The 16,165-nt window shown below is 64.4% G+C and carries 14 protein-coding genes; 9 read left to right on the forward strand and 5 right to left on the reverse strand.

Features of this window, described 5'->3' with window-relative positions; genetic code table 11:
• Positions 1 to 51: 51 nt before the first annotated feature.
• Both KYT87_RS16150 and KYT87_RS29855 read left to right on the forward strand, forming a co-directional pair.
• A complete protein-coding gene (locus tag KYT87_RS16150) occupies positions 52 to 3,231 on the forward strand; it encodes a T6SS effector BTH_I2691 family protein (protein ID WP_219990349.1) in 3,180 nt (1,059 codons plus the stop codon).
• Between the two features lie 50 nt (positions 3,232 to 3,281).
• Entirely contained in the window at positions 3,282 to 4,064 is a 783-nt protein-coding gene (locus tag KYT87_RS29855) for a DUF6708 domain-containing protein (RefSeq protein WP_255593194.1), read from the forward strand.
• Between the two features lie 23 nt (positions 4,065 to 4,087).
• Here the strand turns inward: KYT87_RS29855 and KYT87_RS16160 are convergent, their stop codons facing one another.
• Positions 4,088 to 4,357 (reverse strand): hypothetical protein, encoded by a 270-nt coding sequence (locus KYT87_RS16160; protein WP_104145101.1) that lies wholly within the window; start codon positions 4,355 to 4,357, stop codon positions 4,088 to 4,090.
• 145 nt (positions 4,358 to 4,502) lie between these two features.
• Between KYT87_RS16160 and KYT87_RS16165 the strand changes: the two genes are divergently transcribed.
• Entirely contained in the window at positions 4,503 to 5,096 is a 594-nt protein-coding gene (locus KYT87_RS16165) for a YSC84-related protein (protein ID WP_104145100.1), read from the forward strand.
• 120 nt (positions 5,097 to 5,216) lie between these two features.
• Here KYT87_RS16165 and KYT87_RS16170 read toward each other — a convergent pair whose 3' ends face one another.
• The gene (locus KYT87_RS16170; protein WP_219990350.1) at positions 5,217 to 5,858 is read right to left on the reverse strand and encodes a glutathione S-transferase family protein; all 642 of its coding nucleotides are present in this window, start codon (positions 5,856 to 5,858) and stop codon (positions 5,217 to 5,219) included.
• 265 nt (positions 5,859 to 6,123) lie between these two features.
• On the opposite strand from KYT87_RS16170, the gene KYT87_RS16175 reads away from it, so the two are divergent.
• The 4 genes from KYT87_RS16175 to KYT87_RS16190 all read left to right on the forward strand — a co-directional run bounded on the left by KYT87_RS16175 (position 6,124) and on the right by KYT87_RS16190 (position 10,113).
• Positions 6,124 to 6,753: a hypothetical protein gene (locus KYT87_RS16175; protein WP_219990351.1), complete on the forward strand. Its 630-nt coding sequence runs from the start codon at positions 6,124 to 6,126 to the stop codon at positions 6,751 to 6,753.
• A gap of 102 nt (positions 6,754 to 6,855) precedes the next feature.
• On the forward strand, positions 6,856 to 7,338 hold the full coding sequence (locus KYT87_RS16180; RefSeq protein WP_120156091.1) for a nucleoside deaminase: 483 nt from the start codon (positions 6,856 to 6,858) through the stop codon (positions 7,336 to 7,338).
• A gap of 71 nt (positions 7,339 to 7,409) precedes the next feature.
• Positions 7,410 to 7,886 (forward strand): hypothetical protein, encoded by a 477-nt coding sequence (locus tag KYT87_RS16185; protein WP_219990352.1) that lies wholly within the window; start codon positions 7,410 to 7,412, stop codon positions 7,884 to 7,886.
• Between the two features lie 106 nt (positions 7,887 to 7,992).
• Entirely contained in the window at positions 7,993 to 10,113 is a 2,121-nt protein-coding gene (locus KYT87_RS16190; RefSeq protein WP_219990353.1) for a DUF4034 domain-containing protein, read from the forward strand.
• 131 nt (positions 10,114 to 10,244) lie between these two features.
• Here KYT87_RS16190 and KYT87_RS16195 read toward each other — a convergent pair whose 3' ends face one another.
• Positions 10,245 to 10,865: a TetR/AcrR family transcriptional regulator gene (locus KYT87_RS16195; protein WP_104145095.1), complete on the reverse strand. Its 621-nt coding sequence runs from the start codon at positions 10,863 to 10,865 to the stop codon at positions 10,245 to 10,247.
• Positions 10,866 to 11,170: 305 nt separating this feature from the next.
• Here KYT87_RS16195 and KYT87_RS16200 point away from each other — a divergent pair, with 305 nt between their 5' ends.
• Together KYT87_RS16200 and KYT87_RS16205 are read left to right on the forward strand one after the other, a co-directional pair.
• Positions 11,171 to 12,316, forward strand: a complete 1,146-nt coding sequence (locus tag KYT87_RS16200; RefSeq protein ID WP_219992698.1) for an MFS transporter — start codon at positions 11,171 to 11,173, stop codon at positions 12,314 to 12,316.
• A gap of 135 nt (positions 12,317 to 12,451) precedes the next feature.
• Positions 12,452 to 13,753: a UDP-N-acetylglucosamine 1-carboxyvinyltransferase gene (locus KYT87_RS16205; protein WP_120156097.1), complete on the forward strand. Its 1,302-nt coding sequence runs from the start codon at positions 12,452 to 12,454 to the stop codon at positions 13,751 to 13,753.
• A gap of 19 nt (positions 13,754 to 13,772) precedes the next feature.
• Here KYT87_RS16205 and KYT87_RS16210 read toward each other — a convergent pair whose 3' ends face one another.
• Positions 13,773 to 15,080, reverse strand: coding sequence for an acyl-CoA thioester hydrolase/BAAT C-terminal domain-containing protein (locus tag KYT87_RS16210; protein ID WP_219990354.1), 1,308 nt, complete (start codon positions 15,078 to 15,080; stop codon positions 13,773 to 13,775).
• A 9-nt stretch (positions 15,081 to 15,089) separates the two neighbouring features.
• Positions 15,090 to 16,085, reverse strand: a complete 996-nt coding sequence (locus KYT87_RS16215) for a tripartite tricarboxylate transporter substrate binding protein (RefSeq protein ID WP_219990355.1) — start codon at positions 16,083 to 16,085, stop codon at positions 15,090 to 15,092.
• Between the last annotated feature and the right edge of the window lie 80 nt (positions 16,086 to 16,165).

Raw genomic sequence — 16,165 nt, forward strand, 5'->3', positions numbered from 1 at the left:
CACCGACCGACGCCCCGGTATTCGCGTTAGGCCAACCAGGGGAGTTGCATCATGGGTTCGCATGCGGGTTCGTTCGCCTATCAGGCTCGGCTGGCGGTATTGGAAACCATGGCGGTGCCGGTCGGTACTTGCCGCGCGTGCGAGCGCAGCGGGATGCCGATCCTGTTGCTGCGCGATGCGGCATTGCCGCCGGGGCCATCCCCCTTCGATCCCGAACAAGACCGCGTACGCATCGATATGCAGCCGGGCAACTATCGCGTACTGCGCGAAGGGTTTGTGTATGTGCTGCTGGATCAGGAAATCTGGCACGCGTACCAAGTCACCGCCGACGGGCACATGCGCCAATATGACCCGTACCGAATGCCCGAGGGCGCTCCCCGCCCTTTGTCCAAGGCTTGCACAGGTGTAGGGCATGACGTGCGCGCTTCGTTCATACACGTCGACACCAAGGCCTACAAGGAAGCGTGGATCGCGTTCTCACAAGACCGGTGGCCTGAGCCGGTGTTGGATGCCTACAAGGCGCAGACGGCGCCATCCGCGCGGTTCTTGAAAGTGGACCTGGCAACGTTGCGAGAAACGCCCCAAACGGTATTGCACGGGTTGAAATTCGCCGATGGGTTTCTGACCGATCACGTGTGGGAATACCGTTACGACGGCGAGGATTTCGGCAGCCGACATGCCGTGCGTACACGTACCCCCAGGTTTGTGCCGTTGAATGATTACGTCGACGACATCGCAAAGACGCAAGGCCTGCCGCAAGGTGTGCCGGTATTGGCGTTACCCGATCCGGTGGGCGCGGTGTTGGAATTCAATCAACAACGCCATTTGCTGATTAACGACCGGCTCGCATGGGCGGGCAATGCCGAACGGCAGTATCTGCTTTTTACATCGGCGGCGCTGGTGCGGATCAGAGAGTTGGAGAAGACCTGGGCACACACGCAAGCGGTACAGGAAGTCGAAAAAGAGATCGAATACCGCCGACAACATAATGACCATCCGGTGCTTGGCACGCGTTCCCATTTACCGCCGGTGGATGTCCCACGAGAAACGGAAATCGCAGCCAGGCGCATCACGGCTGATTATCACGAACGCCTGGAACAACGCTACAGCGAGCCGCGTCGCCAGCAGTTTCAGGACATGCACGATAAGGAATGGCAGCGCAGGCAAGGACTGATAGATACGATGGCGGCCCGCTATGTCGCATGGTTGCAATCCCTGGCTTGGTTGCGCATCGCGCGATACGACTACTCGGCTACCGATCCGCACTCGGCAGCGGCGTACACCAAGATGGTGGCAGCCTGCCTGGACGGCGGCCCCAGCGAAGCGCCCCCGGTTGGTGGCGCGGATCTTGGTCCCACGCAGCAGCTGTGGAAGGCCTTGCTGGAAAACCCCGACAGCATTCTGTACCAGGCGCTACTGGCCAAGAACGCCAGCCTGCTCGAAGGCCTGCGCCCCACTTTTACGGAAGGCTTCAAGGCCAATGATTCCGGCAAGCTGTATGCCGCGATCAAAGACGTGATGGCCTCGCAAGAAGGCGATATGTACCTACGCAGCAGCGTGAGAGACGCGGTGGGCCAACTGCAAGGCGCGATGATCAACGCGATGTTGACGATGGACGCACGGGCGCAAGAACAGCTTCTACCCGTGGCCGCCACGGTGCATCAAGCCGCCCTGCTGCTATGCGAGCGCGTCCAAATGCTGCGCGTTCAGCTTGAACTGACATTGGGCGAGTATCAGGAATTACTTACCCAGCAGATGCGCCAGCAGTACGACAAGGCCGCGAAGGATGCCGGCAAGAAGGCCCGCGCGCTGATCTTCAGCGGCATGTTGACATTGCCCGGTCCGGCGCAGAACCAGGTATTCAAAGCCACGTTTTGGATTGCGGACACAGCGGAAGGGCTAAAAGAGAAATTGACCGCGGTTTCCGAAGCCGGTGCGAACGCCATGGAAGCCGGCTGGCGCAGCGTGCTGGTAAGCGCGGGCGGACTGGAACCGAAGGCGCAGGCGATTGCCGGGCAGCTGCGCACCACGGCAGCCGATGCAAAGCTCCGAGCACATGGGGCCTTCGTGGGTATGCGCGGGATGGCGAACCTGGACGTGGCGTTGTCCATGGGCGCATTGTTCTTCCAGCAGGATGGGCTGAAAAGCAGCCTGCAAGAGCTGGAACGCGTAACGGGTGACCAATACCCGGAAGCCGTCGGGGGCGTTGCGGCAAGCGCGATGGGCACCATGGGTGTGGCCATTGAGGCGACGGGCGTGGGAATACGAAGCGTGGTGCAGGCGATGAAAAGGGCCTCTATCGCCGAAACGCGCGCTACGAACGCGTTGATGCTGGGCAAGGGCATGATTCGCTTTGGCGGCGTGACGAGTGCCCTATCGGGCGTCGTGGAAGGGTTGCAGTTCGGTTCTGCCGCTCTAGGAGCGGGGCGATCCGGCGATGTCGTCGCACGCAACCGTTACTTCTTTGCCAGTGGGCTCGCCATACTTTCCGGATGGGTCGCAGCGTACGCAGCACTCGCCGGGGCGTCATCGCTTCTTGGTCCGTTGGGATGGGCGATTGTCTTGGGTCTGCTCGCCTACGCCGCTTCGGCAAATGCAAAAAGAAATAGATCCACTTCCCTCGAACAATGGGCACGCCGTTGCTATTTTGGCAACCATGACGAAAACCCGGCCGTATGGTGGAACGCTGCGAGAACCGGCGTTTCCGTTCCAGCCTACTCTGATCCACAGATTGAAATCGACAAAGGCGTGCTGGCAAACGTAGACAAAGATACTGCAATCGGCGCTCTAAACGCGGCTTTGCTGGGACTGGAAACGAGCTTTGGATTTCATCTCAAGCCAAGGCTGTCGACCGCGCTGGTGATCGGTAGCGGAATGCACTGGGGAACGACGCTTGAATACAGCATCACCCTACCTGTCTGGTCCGCAGAACGGTCTGGATATGCCATGTCGATGGCATTGAAAAGGCACACCCCTGAACAAGTCGTTATTGCAGAGCAGCACAGGGCTTCACCACTTGGAGAAGTATCACCTGTCCCCAAGCGACCGGGATACCACGTCGACGAGGCCGCCACACACCGCCCCACCGCGACGCTGCCGCTGATTGCCGGGACAATCCTACTAGACCTGGACGATGCAGACATTGAATCCGCGACGCTCAAAATCAGGTACTGGCCGGACACAGCCGATGCCAGCCTCTACGGCGAAATCACGGCCAGAGCGCAGCGCTAACGGCAAATGAATGCCCAACAAAGAAACGTCATTTCTCGCCGGAGTCGGTATTGCTAAAAAAAAACGGGATTCGTGGTGCAAACAGGCCTGCTCTTGCCCCCGCGCATCGCGGATGGGTCCATGATCTGCCCGGGCCTGATGAAGACTCATCAACACCGATCCGCGACTATGAAATTCCCGCCATTAATTCGATGGACGCCACTTGCCTTGAGTTAAGCCGCAAGACGCACAAAATGCGGGGGCTGCTGTTGGCCTTGGCCCCACTGGGTATCACGTGGCTGGCCTTCTCGATATACATCCTGGCGACGTCAGAAACGATGTTTCCGCTGGAAGTCGCGGTAGGCGCCATCGCGATGCTGTGGTGGACCGTCACCATGATCCGGGTTGATATTTCCATTCCCCGTGACGAGCCCATCCGCTTCAATCGTCTGCGCCGCAAGATATACGTCTACCGGTTCCATTACATCTGGTGGAACCCTTTCGCCCGCTGGTACGTCACCACAAACGCGTATCACTGGACCGACCTGCGCGCCGAAGTCTGGCGGCAACGTGGAGCCACCGGCCAAGGCGGCCTGATCATTACGTGGGGCGTGTCGATCGCGGTCGTCAAGCCGGGCACTAACCAGGTGATTGATCGGTTTCCGTTAAGCCTTGGCCAGGACGAAGGCAGTTCGTGGGATTATGTCCGCGCCTATATGCGGCACGGACCCGGCGCCCTGCCCGCTGTCGAAACATTCAACGACCCGAACAAAGTGCCGCCGTGCAATCTGGCCCTGCGCTTGGCGCCAAGAGTGCAATGGCCGGCCGACATGGATGCGGAATCGCGGACCTGAAAACGGACCTGCCGCCGCCAGCCCTAACCCCCCACCCTTCCCCCGCAATGCCGGCACACCCTTGCGTCGCGAAGAATGCGCCCCGCGCAGCGCGGGCAATCGACATGCGTTGGCGCAACCGGTACACGCGCACGGGGTGAGCGGTCCGGCAGCGTCAGCAGAAAAGCACCCGCCAGCGGCGGGCTGATCAGGACGGCCAGCACCGTCCAGCCGATGCCGCGACGGCCACGGCCGGCGGCCATGACGCCCACCACCACCGCCAGCACGACCCATAGAAGAATAAGCAGGAACATATCGCGATGTTAAACCGCGCCTAACGAGAGTAATCTGCTGCCAGGGAGACATCCCGATGTGAGTGGTCAGAAGTTCGTCAGGAACCTTGCAGCGCGTTGGCAAACGCGTCTGCAAACCCGTATGCAACCTAAAAAGGAAGCGCAAATGAACAAGATCTCTTCAACATGGCGTAGGACCACGCTGGCGGCGGTAACGTTGGGCGTGGCAAGCGTGCTGTTCGCGGGGTGCACGACGAATGGCCCCAAGGCGACCCCCACCTCCGCCGAAAAACGGCAGGAACTCAATACCGCCGCCAACGCCACACTGACCCAGCTGTACGCAGCGTCCCCGCAGTCCAAGCAGTTGGTACAGCGCGCCCGTGGCGTGCTGGTGTTTCCCGCCGTGCTCAGCGCCAGCTTCATCGTGGGTGCGGAACATGGCTCGGGCGTGCTGCGCGTGAATGGCCAGGACACCAACTACTACAGCATCACGGGGGGGTCGATCGGCTTTCAGGCGGGCGCGCAGTCCAAGGCCATGGTGCTGCTTTTCATGACGGATGACGCCTTGGCCAAGTTCCGCGCCAGTAGTGGCTGGACGATCGGGGCGGATGCCACCGTTGCCGTCGCGAAGCTGGCCGCCAACGGGGCGCTTGATTCGTACACCGCCCAGCAGCCTATCGTCGGCTTTGTGCTGAACAATGGCGGCCTGATGGCGGGCGTGTCTATCGACGGCAGCAAGATATCGCCGTTGACGCTGTAATTGCATGACTGGCCGCCTGCCGCTGTGTTGAACGGCATCGGCGGCCAGGGTTCACTCATCTGCTGCCCTGCGATGGCGCGGCGCCTGGCTTACGCGCCCGTCGCCATCGCCTTTCCCTTTTCAGGCCAACATCGGCTCCATGTCGGGATCGCCTTTCTTCATGGCGTGGCGATACGCGTCGCGCGCGCCGATGCGCTGAAGGTACGCCAGGATGTTCGGATACGGCGACAAGTCGTAGGGATAGAACAGCCGCATCGTCGTCAGTGAAAACACCGCGACAATGTCGGCCGCCGTCAGCACATTACCCGCCAGGTAATGCGTGTTGCCCAATTGCTTGTCGACCAGCGCCAGCGCCTGCTGGCGGCGCGCGTCGGCAAACTGCGCCACGGGTTTGTCGGCGGGCACCTCGGCGCGGGCCAGCACCATGTTGCGCATCAGCGCCGGTTGCAGCGAGCCGTTGGCGAAGTGGAACCAATACAGGTAGTCGGCATAGGCGGGGTCGCTGGGTGGCACGGTCAGTTGGCCATCGCCATACCGGGCCAGGATGTATTCGACGATAGCCGTGGATTCGGCCAGCACGGTGTCGCCGTCGGTGATGATCGGGGCAGTGCCCAGCGGGTGCAGGGCCTTGTATTCCGGCGGCGCCAGACGCGTGTGGGCATCCCGCTCGTAGACCTTCAGGTTGTACGGGATGGCAAGTTCTTCGCACAGCCAGACAATACGTTCGGACTGCGATTTACCCAGATGGTGCACGGTCAGCATGAAAGTCCTTTGGAAAGGGGTAGCGCCGGGAAAGCAACGTTGCCACTCTACGCCGCTTTGCCCACATCGGCATCGCCGCCGTCCACGCGGCGAGGGCCGCGCCAAAACCCCGCGCGGCACCGGTTCGCTACACCTTTCGCGCAGCTTGTTAACGGATAGATACATAACGCGCAAGGTCAGCAATTACCAGATGCAATCAGCGTGCTAATTTAGGCGCCCGTAACCGCCCACGTCCGTGGCGGCCGTCCAAAGGCCCCTACTTTTCATGAACATGCATAAGACGCCTGCTCGCGATATGAACCCCGTCAAGCGCAATCAACGCCTATCCCGCATCGTGCCGCTGGCGTTCGGCCTGGCCCTGGCCGCGGCGTCGCCGATGATCGCGGCGCAAGGCGACCCCGTGCGCGCCCATTCGCCGGCGCAGCAAAACGGTGCGGCGGCCCAGCCCCAGACACAGATTCAGACCCCGGCGCGGGCACCGGCGCCCACGCAGCAAAACAGCGCGACGGCCCTGGCGCCGGTCACCAAGACGGACATACGCAACCAGGCCGCCTACGAGCGCCTGATGAACAATAGCGGCGTCACCGTGCAGTGGCTGTGGTCGGCCGATCGGGGCCAGCTCAGCGCCAAGGACGTCAATGACGTCGTGCGCATCGACGGCACGCAGGCCAACTTCGAAGGCACCCTGAAAATCAACGGCGAGATCGTGTCCATCGACAGCGACCGCTTTGTCTTTCGCGGCACCATCCTGATTCTGGACGCGCCCGAGAAAGGCCGCCGCTGCGAACGCACGGGCGACTATGAATTCCGCGCCACCGGCAAGCGCAAGTACTGGCGCTTGCAGCAGATGGAAAGCTGCGGCCGCCTGACCGATTACGTCGATATCTACTATTGACGCGATTGACGCGATTGACGCGACGGGGCTATTGACGCTTCAGCGTGCCCCGACATTCCGGCATCTGCCGCCTTCCGGCTCCGCACACCAACGAGGTTTCGCATGATCGATGAACACGACAAGCAGCATCTGGCGCGTTGCGTGGCGCTGGCGCGACAGGCGCTGGAATCTGGCGACGAACCCTTTGGCTCGGTGCTGGTGTCCGCCCAAGGCGAAGTGCTGTTTGAAGACCACAACCACGTTGCGGGCGGCGACCACACGCAGCATCCCGAGTTCGAGATCGCGCGCTGGGCGGCCAACAACGTGCCGCCTGCCGAACGCGCCTCCTGCACCGTCTACACGTCGGGCGAACATTGCCCGATGTGTTCCGCCGCGCATGGCTGGGTGGGGCTGGGCCGCATCGTCTATGCCAGCTCGTCGCAGCAATATCGGCAATGGATGCAGGAATGGGGCGTGGCGCCGTCGCGTGTGAAACCCTTGGCCATTCAGGACGTTATTGACGGCGTGGCCGTCGATGGCCCGGTGGCCGAATTCGCAGAACAGGTCAGGCAGCTGCATCAAGAAAAGCTGCGCCGCCGCGCGTAGTAGCGCGGCACCCTGCACTGCGTAGCGGGCACAAGCACACCCGCCCCACACCGAAACCGAAGGAATCCCGCATGCCCTCTAACAGCGTCAAATGGATCGTCAGCATTGTGTTGGGGCTGCTTATCGGCAAGGTCAGCTATGGCGTGCTGCTTCCGCTTTTGCTGGCCGGCTTGCCCGATCCTGACGCGGCGGACGGCGACACAATGATGTACATCGGCACCGGAGTCTGGCTGCTGATCACCGTGGTGGCCGCGCTATTGCTGGCCCGCATTGCCGACCTGCGCCGCCTGATTGGCTGGGGTTTCGTGGTGCTGGGCGTGGCGTTGATGCTGACCATCCCCGCTACGATGTTGACCATGGATTTCAGTGCGCACCAGGCAGCCACGGCGGGCGCGCAAGCAGCCAACGACGCCAACACCGCGCTGTTTTTCTGGGCCCTGATATTCGGGCTGCCCTATGTCGGCGGCGGCCTGGCGCTGACCATCCTGGGCGCGGTGCTGATCCGCAAAAGCCGCGAGCCCGCCCCGCCCGCCACTCCCACCATTTAACTATCCGGCCAAGCTGCCGTTGTTAAAGACAGCGGCCCCGAAGCGCCATGCCCTCCGCGCGGCCGCGCCGGGTTCGCCGTTCCCTGAACCCACCTTGCCGTAGCGAATGACCCCATCCAACGACACGATCGACACCCTGCTCGCGCGCCGCGCGCAACTGCGCGAATGGCTTGACGCCGGCCAATACGACGACCTGGACGCCCTATTGGAAGCGGCCGCCTTGCGCTGGCTGGACAGCGACGGAGAAAGCTATGGGTATCGGTGGATGCTGGACGTCATCAGCGATCCGCAACGTGCGCCCGCCGACAACCTGGCCCGCGTGCGCGCCTGGCGCGATGCGCGCCCGGCGTCGTATCACGCCCACCTGGCCTACGGCAACCAATGGGAAAGCATCGCCGGCCTCATACGCAGCAGCAACACTGCCGACTACGTGAACGATGCACAGTGGGCCGGCGCGATGATGGCCCGCGACCATGCCGTGGCGGCATTCCTGCACGCCATGGCCTTGCACGAACGCCCCGTGGTGGCCGTGCAGCGCACCATGCGCGTGTGCGCATACCTGGGCGAGCCCGACTGGCTGGCCGACTTGCTGGAACATGGCGTGGCCGCGTCGCACGACGGCTTGCAGGCAAGCTGGGCGCCCGACGTCTGGGAGCAGGCGCTGCGCCTGCTGGACGAACGCAGCGGCATGGGGCTGGCCGAACTACCGGCCTCGCGGCCCGAAGGCCTGCCCCCGCGCACGCCCCAGGACAAGGACGACCCCAAGACCTATTGGCTGCGCACGTCGCTGGCGCTGCGCCCGAACGACCTGAGCGCGCTGATCAGCTACCTGTACTTCCTGTACCCGCGATGGAACGGCAGCCATGCCGACATGCAGGCTTTCATCGACGGCCCGGTCTGCGCCGGGCTGACCGACGCACAGCGCGAAGAGCTGCGGTTTTACAAAGAACTGGATTATCTGGGCTACCCCGCCTTCTACCCGGAAGTGGACGACGACGAACGCAACGCGGCGTTTTGCGACGCCTTCGAGCAATGGCTGACGCTGGATGTGTCCGCCGAATTGCAATGCCGCGCGCTGTGCCACTACGCCAACTTCCAGACCGCGCGCGCCCGCCGTGAAGACGACGACGGCGACGTGCACTGGAACGCCGGGCTGTTGCAGCACGCCTACGCGTTGTTGACGCGCGCATGCGCCGTGGCGCCCGCCAACATCGACCTGGCGGACGACGCTTACCCCGGCGTGCTGTTCACCTTGCAGGCCTGCGTGTGGTTTCAGGGCATGCCGGACGCACAGCGCCTGTTCCCGCTGGTTCTGACGCGTGGCGCGCACTGGGGCGACGATGTGGAAGCCGTCTTGCTGGCAGCGGTGGGCAGCAAGTTCGGCCTGTTCGGCTTGCAGGTGGACGAGCTGGACACCCAGGCCTTGCTTGAACGCGGCTTTGCGCTGGACGGCAAGGACCGCGCTTTCAACCTGGCGCAGCTGGGCCGCAACCTGTGGGGCGACGTGTCGCCCGAGGCCGCGTTGTTCCTGTGGCAGGAAGGCGCCCGGCGCCAGCGCGCCGACGCGCTGATGTCGCTTAGCGAGCTGTATGCCGGCAAGATCGACGCCAACTATCCGGGCATCGACAAGGCCGCCGCAAGAAATTTCCTGACGCAGGCCGCCGAAGCGGGCGACCTGATTGCGCGCAACAACCTGGCCTACGCCGCCATCGACGAAGGCCGCGACATTGCGGCGCATGAATACCAGACGTACCGAGGCTGGCTGGAAAACAATTGGCGCGTGGCCGACCGGGGCTCGCGCATGGAAGCCATGGCGGCGCGCAACCTGAGCTGGCTGATGCTGATGCACAGCGGGTCGGAAGAAGACCAGTGCGCCGCGCTGGACAGCGTGCTGCCCTGGCTGTGGAACCAGGACCACGACGGCGACCGCGAAACCGCCGCCCGCAGCTACGCCATCGCCTTCATGGAAGGCCGTGGCTGCGAGGCCAACGCCTATCTGGCCCACGTATGGATTGCCCGCGCGCTGGCCTTGTCGCCCGATAACGAATACCTGCAACGCCTTAGCGCCGAGATCAACGACGCCAGCGGCTGGTTTGGCGGATGGCGCTTGCGCCGCCGCCTGGCGCGCGACCGCGCCGACATGGACGAACGCGCCCGCGAACTGACGTTTGCGGGCGATGACGGCGAGGGTGACGGCAAAAGCGGCAGCGCTGCCAACGCCGGCTAGGCGACGGATGCGACGGTCAGCGATGGGCGCATCGTCTTGCGTCCGGGTTGCTTGAGGTCGCTTGAGGTCGCTTCAGGTCCCTTCAGGGCGCTTCGGACCGATTCAGCTCGCCTCAGACCGCTTCCCTCGGCTCAGCCCGCCTGCGCACGCGCCACGTCCCACTGGCGCATCAGCTGCGTGATGGCGGCGTCGAATACCGCGTGGCGCACGCCGTCGCGCGCCGCGATGGACACGCCCAACAGAAAGCTGTTGAACACCGTGGCCAGCGCCTTGGCATCCGTGGCGGGGTCCAGTTCGCCGCTGGCGATGCCGCGTTCCACGCAGCGGATAAAACCCGCATACGTGCGCTGGCGCGACTGCGTCAAGGGCTGCGTCACGGCGGTGTGCTCGGGGGTGGGCGCACTCATGACGCCCAGTGCCACCATGCACCCTTTGGGATGGTGGCGTTCGCACTGCATTTTGGTCGAGCGGCGCAACGCCAGCTCAATGGCCTGTGCCGGAGGCAGGGCGTCGTCCCACAGGCTCTCCGTGACGCGCGCGTACGTGTCCAGGTAGCGCTGAACGGCCTCTTGGTACAGCGCCTCTTTCGAGCCGAACGCCGCATAGAAGCTGGGCGCGGAAATGCCGCCGCCGATGCCCGCTTTCAGCTGGCTCAGCGACGTTGATTCATAGCCTTGTTCCCAAAATAAATGCAGCGCCTGATCCACCGCCTGTTCGCGGTCGAACGCGCGTGGCCTGCCCATTTGCGCCATGCCGGTGCCTCCGTTGAAATCAGCGACTCGAAATTCGCGACATCAATACTAATCGATACAAAAGTCGTTGACAACGCGAAAGCCTCGCCTCTACATTTATATCAATCGGTACACATGTACCGTCGAATTCGGAAACACCGTCGCCCTGACGGCCCCCCAGAACAATCACCGCCCGGGCATCTCCCGAGCACCGCAACAGCCTGCCTGCCCGGGCAAGAAAAGGATTTCGTGTGACATCCCCTACCCTGACCCCCGCGCCAACCGCGCCCGACCGCCTGCCCATCGCGGGGCTGCTGGCGCTGGCCATGACCGGCTTTATCTGCATCGTCACCGAAACCCTGCCCGCCGGGCTGCTGCCCCAGGTCAGTGCCGGGCTGGGCGTAAGCCAGGCATGGGCCGGGCAGATGGTGACCGCCTACGCATTGGGATCATTACTGGCCGCCATCCCGCTGACGATCGCCACGCGCGGCTGGCGCCGCCGCACCGTGCTGCTGATGACCATCATCGGCTTCCTGGTCTTCAACTCCGCCACCGCGCTGTCGACGAATTATTGGCTGACGCTGGTCGCACGGTTCTTCGCCGGCGTGGCGGCCGGGCTGGCATGGAGCCTGATCGCAGGCTATGCGCGGCGCATGGTGGCGCCGTGGCAACAGGGGCGCGCACTGGCGTTGGCGATGGTGGGCACGCCCGTAGCGCTGTCGCTCGGGGTACCGCTGGGCACCTTGTTGGGGGCCACGGTGGGTTGGCGCATGGCATTCTGGATCATGTCCGCGCTGACCTTGGTGCTGATTGCCTGGGTGCTGGCCAAGGTGCCCGACTACCCGGGCCAGTCGTCGCACGAACGCATGCCGCTGCGCCGCGTGTTCCTGACGCCGGGCGTGCGCCCGGTGTTGGCCGTGGTGATCGCATGGATGCTGGCGCACAACATCCTCTATACCTACATCGCGCCGTTTGTGGCGCCGGCCGGGTTGGGCAAGCGCGTGGACCTGGTGTTGCTGGTGTTCGGCACGGCCGCCCTGGCGGGCATCTGGGTGACCGGCAAACTGGTGGACCGCCATTTGCGCGCCACCGTGTTGGCCAGCCTGGGCGCGTTCGGCGTGACCGCGCTGGTGTTTGGCGTGGCGCCCGTTACCCCCGCTATTGTTTACCTGGGCGTGGCGGTGTGGGGCGTAAGCTTCGGCGGCGCCGCCACCCTGTTGCAAACCGCGCTGGCCGACGCGGCGGGCAACGGCGCCGATGTGGCGCTGTCCATGAACGTGGTGGCCTGGAACGGGGCAATCGCCTTGGCCGGCGTGGTGGGCGGCATGCTGCTTGGGGCCTGGGGCGTTGCCGCGTTCCCCTGGGTGCTGCTGGCCTTGGTCGGCGTCGCCTTCCTGATTGCGTGGGGCGCGCACGCCCATGCGTTCCGGCCCGGATTACGCACGTCCGGCGCGCTGGTGGCGGGCCATTAGCATCGCCCTGTGCCCCGCCGTGTCGATTGCAGTTTGATACGTTTGTTCACCCGGCGGGCGGGCCCACCTCGGGGCGTACCAGTACAATTCCCGCCACTTCTTGCTTCTGGTCCGCGCTTCGGCCGCACTTTCCCCATGTCCAACCTTATCGTCCACGGCGGCACGCCCCTGCGCGGCCGCGTCATTCCCTCGGCCAACAAGAACGCGGTGCTGCCAATTCTGTGCGCCACGTTGTTGACCGACCAGCCGCTGACCCTGCATGGCGTGCCGGACATTACCGACGTGCGCAAGATCCTGGACATCTTTCGCACCTTGGGCAGCGAGGTAAAGCTGGATGAAGCCACGCGCACGCTGGCGCTGCATCATCGGCACACCGCGTTCGACGCCACCGCGCACCGCCTGCCCGAAGAGATGCGCTCGTCGATCATGCTGGTGCCGCCGTTGCTGGCGCGCTTCGGTGTGGCGCGGCTGGAAGACAACGTCAAGGGGTGCACGCTGGGCGTGCGCGAAATCGATCCGCACGTGGACATTTTCCGTTCGTTCGGCGGGCAGGTGGAACGCGCCAGCGGGTCGTTGCTGGTGCGCAGCAGCGGACCGTTGACGGCCACGCATCACTGGCTGGATTACGCGTCGGTCACCACCACCGAAAACTTCGTGCTGTGCGCGGCCGCCGCGCAAGGCGAATCCACGCTGACCAACGCCGCGTCCGAGCCGCACGTGCAGGAGTTCTGCCGCTTCATGGTGATGATGGGCGCGGACATCGACGGCATCGGCACGTCGCGCCTGACCGTGCGCGGTGGCGCAACGCTGGGCGGCGGCGAGTTCACCTTTGAAGAAGATTTCCACGAGATCACCACGTTCCTCGCGCTCGGTGCGATTACCGGCGGCGATGTCGTGGTGCGCAACCGCACGCCGGGCAACTTCCCGCTGATCGACCGCACCTTTGCCAAGTTCGGCGTCACGATCGAGCACAAGGACGGCTGGTCGCGCGCGCTGCGCACCGGCCCGCTCAAGGTGCAAACGCCCTTCACCAGCAACGTGCTGACCAAGGTGGAAGCCGCGCCGTGGCCATACTTTCCGGTGGACCTGCTGCCCATCTTCATCGCGTTGGGCGTGTGCGCCGAAGGCAACGCCATGTTCTGGAACAAGGTCTATGACGGCGCGCTGGGCTGGACGGGCGAGCTGTCCAAATTCGGCGCGCACGTGTTTTCTTCGGACCCGCACCGCGTGGTGACGTTCGGCGGCATGCCGCTGACGCCGGCCGTGGTGGAAAGCCCCTACATCATCCGCGTGGCGATCGCGCTGTTCATGGTCGCCAGCAGCATCAAGGGGCGTTCCGAAATCCGCAACGCGACGCCGATTCGCCGCGCGCATCCGCAGTTCGTGGAAAACCTGCGCAGCCTGGGCGTGCAGGTGGAATGGGCGACCGAGGAATAGTGGCCCCGGCTCCCATGGCTCACAAGCCGTCGGCCGGCGTGCCCGCTGCCCGGTTCAAGAATTCCAGCACCGCCAGGTAAGACCCCTCGTTGCCCGCCGCATTCGCGGCTGGCGCCCCCCCCGCGTCCAGCAGCAGGCCCGACATTGCGTGCGGCTTGCTGATCAGCGTGGCCGGCAGGTACGGGTAGTGCACGTGGTGCCCCGCCCCCATGCACACGTGGTGGAACGTGGGTAGCCCATGCGCCTGGCGCTGGCGCATCACCATTTCGGAATACGCGGTGCTGGGCCAGAAGCCGTCATCGGACGCGCTGATCAGCATGACCGGGCCGGGGTAGTTCTCGACCGGAATGCGAGCGCGCTCGACCGCCGCCGCATCGCGCGTGGCGCTTAGAAAGGCGTGGGTTTGCCGATACGGCGGCTCGGACGCGTAGGCCGCTTCCCAATCGGCACTAGCGTTGTTCTGCCACAGATGCGGTAGCGGCTCGCCGTTTTTCGTCCACACCTGCGCATCGCGGCCCGTGCCGGGCGAGCCCGCGCTGACCACGCCGTGCATGACGGGCGACGGCACGTAGGCGGCCACCGCGCTGACCAAATCGGGATAGTGCGAGGCCACCAACAGCGAGGTCTCGCCGCCCCGGCTGATGCCCGACAGTGCCACGAAGCCGTCGCGCGGCGCCAGCTCGGCATGCGCCCAACGCAGCGCGTGTTCAAAATACTCCAGCGGCATGTCGTTCAGGTACTTCGGACGGCCGTCGTAGTTGAAGATGGCCAGCGCCAGGCACTGGAAACCGCGCGCGGCAAACAGCGCGGCGCGCGGCGCGTTGACGCCGCCCGACGAGCCGTTCATGTAGATGACCAGCGGATGCGGCCCCGGCCCCGCCGGCGTATACAGTTCGCCCGAAACGGTCATGCCGCCCACCTGTTCGCGCACCGCGCGGTGCGTGACGTCCTCTTCCAGAAAGTCCTGCACCAGCTGCGCCGATGCGTGCTGCGTCCCGTCGGTGGCGTCGATCTGGATCACCAGCGGCTCGGTGCGATCGGGCGGAAACACCACGCGGCTCATGTCTTCGCACACCATGGACCACACCAGGCCCATGGCGGACGGCTCGGCGTAGCTGCCGGACACGGGGCTGTCGCGCCCCAGGTCCAGGCTGCCGTCGTGGCCCGCCACGAACACGGCTTGCGAGCGCCACGGCGCGCCGCACATCTGCATGCTGGCCCGGACGGTGATGAAGGCATAGGCCGGAAAGCCTTCGATGCGGATGTCGCGGGCGACGTCGATCAGGGCGATTTCGGGGCTGACGGTAATGCGGGCTTGGTCGGTCACGGTGCGTCCTTACGCTTTCAGATCGGTCTTGGGCACGCCGTTGGCCTTGATGACCTCGGCCCACATGGCGGATTCGTCGGCAATGACCTTGTCCAGGTCCGCCGACGACGTGAACTCAACGGCCACGCCCTGCTCGGCGAATTGCTGGATCAGGCCGGGGTCGCGCGTGCCTTCGCGCACGGCGTTCTCAAGCACCTTCACCACGTCCGCCGGCATGGCGGCGGGGCCGGAAATCATCATGCGCGTGTACAGCTCGAAGCCATCCACGCCCGCCTCTTTCATGGTGGGCACATCGGGCAGGCTGGACAGGCGCTTGTCGGCGGTCACGGCCAGCACCTTCAGCTTGCCCGACTTGATGTTGGCCAGGGCCGACGTGGGAAAGTCGAACGTGCTTTGCACCGTGCCGGCCATCAGGTCCAGCAGCGCGGGACCGCTGCCCTTGTACGGCACGTCTTGAAACTGCGTGCCGGTCTTGGACTGGAAATGCAGCAACGCCAGGTGGTTGATAACGCCTCGCCCGGCATGGGCGCAGGTGATGTCGCCGGGCTTTTTCTTGGCCAGCGCAATGAATTCCTGCACGGTATTCACGCCCAGGTCGGGGTGCACGATCAACAGCATGGGCGACTTGCCCATTGACCCCAGCTGCTTGAAATCCGACTGCTGGTACGGCAGGTTGTTGTACAGCAAGGGGTTCAGGATCATGCCGTTGGTGCCGGCAAAGCCCAGCGTGTAGCCGTCGGGTTCGGCGCGCGCCACGGCCACGGTGGCGATGATGGCCTGGCCGCCCGGCCGGTTTTCCACCACCACGTTCTGCTTCAGGGTTTTGCCCATGCGCTCGGCCAGCGCGCGGGCCGCAATGTCCGTCAGGCCGCCGGGCGCAAAGCCCACCAGCAGGCGCACGGGGCGCCTCGGAAATGCGGTCTGCGCCCACGCAAGGCGCGAGGTGAGCGGCATCAGGGGCAGCGCGGCAAGCGCGGCCAGGGCATGGCGGCGGGACACGTTCATACGACTCTCCAGCGGGGGCAAGGGCAAAGACAAGGCAATGCGGCACCGTCCGCGCGTGCCATGACAAGACGCCGCGTGGC

This window comes from Achromobacter sp. ES-001, from assembly GCF_019448355.1.
GTDB lineage: Bacteria > Pseudomonadota > Gammaproteobacteria > Burkholderiales > Burkholderiaceae_B > Achromobacter > Achromobacter spanius_B.

What these genes read in the sequence shown, in the direction of transcription:
- KYT87_RS16180 (WP_120156091.1), top strand. Translation starts at nt 6,856, where the DNA reads ATGATCGATGAACACGACAAGCAGCATCTGGCGCGTTGCGTGGCGCTG.
- KYT87_RS16200 (WP_219992698.1), top strand. Translation starts at nt 11,171, where the DNA reads ATGACCGGCTTTATCTGCATCGTCACCGAAACCCTGCCCGCCGGGCTG.
- KYT87_RS16195 (WP_104145095.1), bottom strand. Translation starts at nt 10,865, where the DNA reads ATGGCGCAAATGGGCAGGCCACGCGCGTTCGACCGCGAACAGGCGGTG.
- KYT87_RS16165 (WP_104145100.1), top strand. Translation starts at nt 4,503, where the DNA reads ATGAACAAGATCTCTTCAACATGGCGTAGGACCACGCTGGCGGCGGTA.
- KYT87_RS16175 (WP_219990351.1), top strand. Translation starts at nt 6,124, where the DNA reads ATGAACATGCATAAGACGCCTGCTCGCGATATGAACCCCGTCAAGCGC.
- KYT87_RS16150 (WP_219990349.1), top strand. Translation starts at nt 52, where the DNA reads ATGGGTTCGCATGCGGGTTCGTTCGCCTATCAGGCTCGGCTGGCGGTA.
- KYT87_RS16215 (WP_219990355.1), bottom strand. Translation starts at nt 16,085, where the DNA reads ATGAACGTGTCCCGCCGCCATGCCCTGGCCGCGCTTGCCGCGCTGCCC.
- KYT87_RS16205 (WP_120156097.1), top strand. Translation starts at nt 12,452, where the DNA reads ATGTCCAACCTTATCGTCCACGGCGGCACGCCCCTGCGCGGCCGCGTC.
- KYT87_RS16185 (WP_219990352.1), top strand. Translation starts at nt 7,410, where the DNA reads ATGCCCTCTAACAGCGTCAAATGGATCGTCAGCATTGTGTTGGGGCTG.
- KYT87_RS16190 (WP_219990353.1), top strand. Translation starts at nt 7,993, where the DNA reads ATGACCCCATCCAACGACACGATCGACACCCTGCTCGCGCGCCGCGCG.
- KYT87_RS16160 (WP_104145101.1), bottom strand. Translation starts at nt 4,357, where the DNA reads ATGTTCCTGCTTATTCTTCTATGGGTCGTGCTGGCGGTGGTGGTGGGC.
- KYT87_RS16170 (WP_219990350.1), bottom strand. Translation starts at nt 5,858, where the DNA reads ATGCTGACCGTGCACCATCTGGGTAAATCGCAGTCCGAACGTATTGTC.